Source organism: Campylobacter sp. CH186, from assembly GCF_004378925.1.
GTDB classification, from domain to species: domain Bacteria; phylum Campylobacterota; class Campylobacteria; order Campylobacterales; family Campylobacteraceae; genus Campylobacter_D; species Campylobacter_D jejuni.
Genome location: NZ_RYYB01000014.1, coordinates 1 through 5,532 on the forward strand (window position 1 = coordinate 1; position 5,532 = coordinate 5,532).

Annotated in this window: 2 protein-coding genes and 4 pseudogenes; all 6 read left to right on the top strand. The window is 29.4% G+C overall.

Features of this window, described 5'->3' with window-relative positions:
- Nucleotides 1-1,819, top strand: a pseudogene (locus ELQ09_RS08325) (hypothetical protein); the annotation flags it as partial.
- 9 nt (nt 1,820-1,828) lie between these two features.
- The gene (locus ELQ09_RS08445; protein WP_134224982.1) at nt 1,829-2,095 is read left to right on the top strand and encodes a hypothetical protein; all 267 of its coding nucleotides are present in this window, start codon (nt 1,829-1,831) and stop codon (nt 2,093-2,095) included.
- 96 nt (nt 2,096-2,191) lie between these two features.
- Nucleotides 2,192-2,764, top strand: a pseudogene (locus ELQ09_RS08450) (filamentous hemagglutinin N-terminal domain-containing protein); the annotation flags it as partial.
- 519 nt (nt 2,765-3,283) lie between these two features.
- A pseudogene (locus ELQ09_RS08455) lies at nt 3,284-3,608 on the top strand (hypothetical protein).
- A gap of 140 nt (nt 3,609-3,748) precedes the next feature.
- A complete protein-coding gene (locus tag ELQ09_RS08460) occupies nt 3,749-3,886 on the top strand; it encodes a hypothetical protein (RefSeq protein WP_240692768.1) in 138 nt (45 codons plus the stop codon).
- A 321-nt stretch (nt 3,887-4,207) separates the two neighbouring features.
- Nucleotides 4,208-5,532 (top strand): annotated as a pseudogene (locus ELQ09_RS08130) (ShlB/FhaC/HecB family hemolysin secretion/activation protein); the annotation flags it as partial.

The window sequence follows — 5,532 nt, forward strand, 5'->3', positions numbered from 1 at the left end:
TATCTTAAACCTAAAGATACTCATATAAAAAACCCTAGTAATTCTAAAAGCAATCAACACATGAATTTCTTAATGAGTTCTACCTTTACCCATTATGGTAATGCAAGCTATAACCAAACCATACTTCAAAAAGATGCCCATATTAGTATGGGAGTTGAGAACACTTATGATTTAGCCTTAAATGGTGCTCCTTATTTAATCGGAGCTATAGCCACTTATGGAGATTCTACAAATAATAGTTTAAATATAGAAGCAGGTAGCAGTGTAGAGTTTTTTACTTCCTTACCTAAAAAAGATAAAAATGGTAATAATACCTTTGATGAAAGAATCACTCACCTTGTAGGTGGTTTAGCTTATCAAGGTAATGTAAAAAACAATAAAATCTTTATCAAAGATGCTAATATGATTATCCATGGTCCAAGCAAAACTTATGCTAGTTCAGCTGCTGCTCATATTAGCGCAGGTTATATAGATAGTGGAACAGATAAAAACTTTCAAGTCAGTAAAAACCTTTTAGACATAGATGGTTTTAATCTTGATATGTATATGAACCATGATAAACAGCCCCTAGTTTATAATTCTGTTTTATTTGCTGATTTTTGGGGTGGAAAAACCGAACAAGGACAAGCCTTAGATAATACTATCAATTTAAAAGATATTAAAAACCTAAAAAAAGATAAAAACAATGAGAACATTTTTGCTCAAGCTTTATTTAACTTCTATGCAGGAGCTTCTAATAATGGAGAAGCAAATTATAATACCTTAAACATAGAATTAAAACATCCTTTAGAAATCGCTAATAACTTCTTAGGTTATAACCAACATTCTTTTTATGGTGGCTTTGCAACTAAAGGAGCTAATCATAATACCATTAATATTAAAAACGATCTTACCACAACCGATCTTTCTCAAAGCTATAAAGATGCTTTAAATATTGTAGCTGCTAGAACCTTAGAAGGCAGTGCGGATTATAATAAAGTTTATATCAATAATTCTATGTCAACCTTACCTGTATACATTTATACAGCTAAGAAAAACATTCTTAATAATCAAGACTTTTATCCTAGTAGTGCTAATAACAATGAAGTAGTGATTAAAGACTTTGCTTCTTTTAGAAATTTAACTGTATTAACAGAAGCTAAAGAAGCCTCTTATAATACTATAAATTACAACAATGTTCAAAGCATTACCGATGCAAGTAATATAGATAAAGGTTCTAAAATCATCATAAGAGCTTTAGATAAAGCCAAACATAATACCATAGATATAAAAAACTATTCTTCTAATGCAGCTGATAATGCTTATTTGATTATGGCTTATAATGAAGCTGCTTATAATAAAATCATTATCAATGTGATACTTTATTTGGTGTAACTTCAGATAAAAGAGAAGGAATTTTAAGTATTATAGCTGGACTTTCAAACAATGCCCATGATAATACCTTAATCATAAACAATCTCAATCTTGATGAGTATAAAAATAACAATTCTATTTTTATAGCTCCTTCAGCCATTACAGGTTTAAGTGAAGCTAAATCTTATAATAATACCTTATATAGGTGGGAATTTAAATATATTTAAAAACACTTTCATAGATATATTAGCAGGAGCGTTGGTGCATTATGAAGATAATTATAGTGCTTCTAATGCTGTAGCTCCTTCAGCCATCAGTTTAAGTAAAAACAATAGACTGATTTTAAATACTAAAGTTGAAGCTAGAATTATTAATAACTTTGAGCATTATTATCTTATTGTATCCAATAAAATCAACACAACTCCCCTTTTTGAAGTCATACGATGCTCCTATTAATATTTCTAGCGAGGGAGTATTGGCTCTTTATACCCTCAAAGAGCAATACCCCTACCTTAAAAATAAAGAAATCTTAATCTTACAAAGTGAGCAAGGTTTTATAGATGAAAACTCTAATACTTTAAATCAAGAAGAACTTCAAAGCTTCATTGGAAAAATGCAAAAAAACAAAGAAGATTTTAAACTAAGTTCTATAGATAGATTAAAAAAGATGAATTTACAAAAACTTTCTTATGAAGTAAGAATATCTCAAGATGGCAAAAGCATTTACGCAAAGATAAAATAAATCATTCCTATCTTAAAGATAGGAATCTTTTGCTTGTATTTTTATAAATATAAACAAAAGATTCTTAAATCTTAATCTTACAAAAAGGAGCAAGTCATGAAAAAGTTAAATAAACTTTCTTTGTCTTTAGTTGTAGGTTCGTTACTTTTTACACAAAGCTATGCTTTACCAAGCGGGGGTAAGTTCACTCATGGAACAAGTGGAAGTATAAATGTAAATGGTAATACCATGAATATTACAGGTAATAAAGTAAACTCTGTTATCCAATGGGGTGGTGGTTTTAATATAGCTAAGGGTGAAACTGTAAATTTTGGACAAGGAAAAACTAACCAAAACTACCTAAACATTGCTTATGGAACCAAAAGCTCTACAATAGATGGAAAGCTAGAAGGTGGAAGCAATAATATCTTTTTAATCAATCCTAATGGTATAGTAGTGGGTAAAGATGGAAGTATTAATGCAAATAAAATTGTTCTGTCTGCTTCATCAATAGGGGATAAAGAGATGCAAGAGTTTGCGAGTAGTGGAAATATTGCAGGATATGAATATAAGAAGGGCGTTTCTCCTGTAATTAAGCCTAATATGGGAAATATTATAAACACAGGATATATAAAAAGTGATTATATTGGAATAGTAGCTAAACAATATGCTGATTTTGATAAAGATGGAAATGTAGGAGATTGGGATTCATCAAATGGAATAGTTTTTTTAATTGGTGAATCTGTAAGTGTTGTTAATGGTTTTTGGAATGCTGGATGGGTTAATGGGAATGTATACAATGCCAATGAAGGTGGTTTTGCAAACAATGGAATGCTAAAAGGTAGTACATTTGGAAATTCTGCTGACTATATTAAAAAAAATCATATAGTTTATGAAACTAGCAATCTCATCACTTCAGCAGACATCTCAAACGAAGTTATAAATTCGATTTTCGATGCATTAAAAATCAATTCTTATGTAGATATTAAAAATCTGAATAAATTTTATAAAGAAAACAAGCAAGAGTTTTCAAGTGATGAATTAGCAAACATTAGTCAAAGCATGGATTTTGCTACCGCCTTATATAATCAAGCAAGTTTAAGTGAAAATGAAAGCTTAAAAAATGCTCTTAATTCTCATTATATTACATTAGAAAAAAGCAATCAAGCTATTATTAAAACAAAAGAAATTCTTTCTCAAATTCCTAAAATAAACGAAGAGCAAGAAAAAATTCAAAAAACTTACGATGATGCTGTAGAAACTTATAATAAAGCAGTTGAAGCTTACAATACCACTTTAAATGGTATAACAGGCAATAATGGCGATAAAGTTCTTGCAGGTTTAAAACAAGCTGTCGATAAAGCTTCTAGTGATTTACAACAAGCTACAACAGCTCTTCAAACTACTACAGCTAGCAATAATTCTAGTTTAGAAAATTCTAATAAAACTTTAGCAAGTGCAAGTATAGATGGAACTAGTCATCTTACAATCAATGGAAAATATAGTGCAAACTATAAGCCAGTATCCATTATAAATTCAGGATCTAACAACTCCAACAACGGAAATGATGGAACCGATTCAGGTGGTATTAACAATGGTAACAACAACGGTTCTAATAATAACCCAAATGATACCATAGGACAACAAGAACCTGACATTGCTACAGCTTTGCTTATGCAAACTACAGATGAAGATCCAAATATCAATGAAGATGATAAACAAGCAAGTATAGATGAAGCCAGTACTCAAGAAAGTGGTAATGCTTGTATAGTATCGGATAATTTTAAAGCAGGAAATCTTTGCTCAAGATGATTAAAATCCAAAAGGTTAAAAGCCTTTTGGATCTTGTTAAAAATTAATAAAACAAACAAAATTTAAAGATTAAAAATCAAAAAAGATTGATAATCAATCAAACAAATACAAAAAATAAAGATAAATAAAAAGATAAAAAGAAAGAAAAATAAAAACAGAAAAAGCAAAAAATAAAAAAGATTAAAAACCAAATCTAAAAACAAGATCTTATGAAATCATTAAAAAGGAAAAACACAAATGAAACGCATTATCTTACTATCTAGTTTAGCTATCTTAAGCCTTTATGCTAGCGATACTAAAGATAATAAAAAAACCATACAAATGTTAGAACAATCTCCTTATAAAGAAGATGCTAACTTAAAAAACTACAATAACACTTAAAAGTAAAAGATGGAGTGATTATCATAGATCATTCTAATACTAGTGATGATAATAATTCAAAAACCACTAACACAAAGAAAAACACTCAAAAAGATAATAACAACACTCAAAAAAATCAATCTAATTTGTCTAATGATAATACTTTAAAAACTAAAACCCCAAATTCAAATACTCCTTCTTTAAAAAAAATACTTCTAAAGAAGAATCAATTCATAAAGTTAGCTTTAGCTTTCATATTACCAATAAAAACATAAACTTTAAAGATCTAGGTTTGGATGAGCAAGTTTTACAAGAAGCCTTAAACGATTACAAAAAAGAAAGTATTTCAGTTCAAGACTTACAAGATATAGCCAATATTATTTCTTATTATGTTCAAGTTAGTGGTTATCCTGCTGCTACAGCTTATATCCCACAACAAGAACTAAAAGATCAAATTCAAATCAATATCACCTTAGGTGTTTTAGGTAAATATGTGGTTCAAAACAATTCTAGTGTAAGAGATTATGCTATAGAAAGTAAATTACCTAATCATAAAGGTGAAATCATCACTACTAAATTAGTAGAAGATGCAGTTTATAAAGTCAATGAAATGTATGGCATACAAACCCTTGCTTCTTTAAAAGCAGGAGATAATCCAGGTGAAACAGATGTAGTGATAGAAACTACCCCTAGTGATAGCTTTGTTTCTGTATTGTTTTATGGGGATAATTACGGTATAAAAGAATCAGGCAGATATAGGGGTGGTGCTAGTATGAGTTTTAATAACATAGCTCATCAAGGAGATAGTCTTAATGCTTATTTGCAAAGAAGCGATGAAGCACAAACTAACTATGATATAAGCTATACTACTTTCTTAGGGAATTTAAAAATCACTCCAAGTTATTCTAAAGGAAACTATGCTTTAGGAGGAATTTGGAGAGAATTTGACTTTATAGGAACTTCTGAAAATCTAGGTATAGATTTAAAATATCCTTTGTGGATTACAACTTATAATTCTTTTTATTTAACTTCAAGCTATTATCATAAAAAGCTTAGTGATTCAAGATTAAATATCATGACTATAGATAAAAGCTCTGATACAATAAGCTTTGGTATAGAAGGAGTTTATAATGGCATTAGCAATGATAGTTTTTCTTATAGTGCTAATGTAAGCTATGGTAATGTTAAAGATGAAGGTATGACTATAGTAGGTATAGGAACAAGCAAAGTAGGTGGAGCAGAATTTGGAAAATTTGCTAAACTCAATGTCAATCTTAACAATGCTT

Coding starts and splice junctions, on each gene's coding strand:
- ELQ09_RS08460 (WP_240692768.1), top strand. CDS start 3,749: ATGCAAACTACAGATGAAGATCCAAATATCAATGAAGATGATAAACAA.